The organism is Nesterenkonia sp., assembly GCF_029265375.1.
GTDB lineage: Bacteria > Actinomycetota > Actinomycetes > Actinomycetales > Micrococcaceae > Nesterenkonia.
Genome location: NZ_JAJUJJ010000058.1, coordinates 1 through 1,459, shown reverse-complemented (window position 1 = coordinate 1,459; position 1,459 = coordinate 1). Strand labels below are relative to the sequence as shown.

1 protein-coding gene is annotated in these 1,459 nt (G+C 60.2%); it reads left to right on the top strand.

Annotation, left to right across the window (positions count from 1 at the left end):
• Positions 1 to 257 precede the first annotated feature (257 nt).
• On the top strand, positions 258 to 1,459 hold a 1,202-nt coding region (ltrA, locus tag Q1K09_RS13025; RefSeq protein ID WP_300345906.1), incomplete at its 3' end, for a group II intron reverse transcriptase/maturase.

Here is a 1,459-nt window from a genome sequence, read left to right as displayed (position 1 = left end):
GAAAGATGTGCGTCTTACCCCGGGAGGTCCCTCACGACCGCCGGAGCCAAGCCAACCGCTCAGCGGGAGGGGAGGCAAGGGCGTGAGGGAAGTCAGCAGCGGCCATAGTAGGTGGCAACATCCCACCGAAGGGCCAAAGGCAAGTGAAAGGTCTCTCTGTGATCTCTGACCAACGCGATGACAACCGACCGCAGTTTACTGGCAGCGGCAGACCGACCGCAGGCTGGAGACCTTGTGAACCCTGCTACCCGGTATCCATGGATGATGTGTTGGACAGCGCCAATATGGCGGATGCATGGGGCCGGGTGCAGCGCAACAAAGGGGCCCCTGGCCCCGATACACGCACCATTGAAGAGACCGGGCACTTTCTGAAAGCGTCATGGCTGGAGCTCAAAGAAGCACTCCGGACAGGGACCTATCAGCCAGGGCCGGTCAGGACGGTTCACATCCCGAAAGGGAAAGGGAAGTACCGCATGTTGGGCATCCCCAACGTGGTGGACCGTCTGATCCAGCAAGCCATCCATCAAGTGCTCAGCCCCCACTACGAGAAGGATTTCTCACCTTCAAGCTACGGCTTCAGACCGGGCCGGAACGCCTGGCAGGCGATTGAGCAGGCCCATGACTACGTCAAGCAGGGCCACAACATCGTGGTCGACATCGACCTGGAGAAGTTCTTCGACCAGGTCAACCACGACATCCTGATGGCCAGGTTGGCGAAGCGGATTCCCGACAAGCGTTTGCTTGGCCTGATCCGCCGCTACCTGCAATCGGGGATGATGATGGGTGGTCTCGTCAGCCAGCGCGAGAAAGGCACGCCTCAGGGGTCTCCCCTGAGTCCCTTGCTCAGCAATATCCTACTCGATGATCTCGACAAGGAACTGGACGCCAGAGGCCATCGGTTCTGCCGATACGCCGATGACTGTCAGGTCTACGTCAAGAGTCGTCGGGCGGGTCGCCGGGTCAAGGAAAGCACGACCGCCTTTCTGGAGACACGGCTGAAACTCCCGGTGAACCGGAGTAAGAGTCGCGTCGTGGCCGCCTCGCGCAGCAGTTTCCTGGGATATGGCTTCCTTGGGATGGCCAACCCCCGGATCCGCTGCAGCACAGAGACGATCAAGCGCTTCAAGAGACGGGTCAAGCAACTGACCCGAGGACATGATCGAGAATCGATCGAGGTCAAGCTGGCCCGCCTCGACAAGTACCTCAGAGGCTGGACGAGCTACTTTCGGCTGGCGGAAACACGCCGGTTATTTGCCGACCTCGACAGCTGGATCCGAAGCCGTCTACGGATGTGCCTGATGAAACAGTGGTTCAAGCCGCGAACCCGGGTCAGGAAGATGATTCAACTCGGACTCCCGGTGGAGGAGGCCAAGGGGTACGGCCAGCACAAGCGCTGGTGGTTCCTGGCCCAGCTCCATCGAACACGATTCGCGATGAACAACCGTTGGTGGCACGCCCG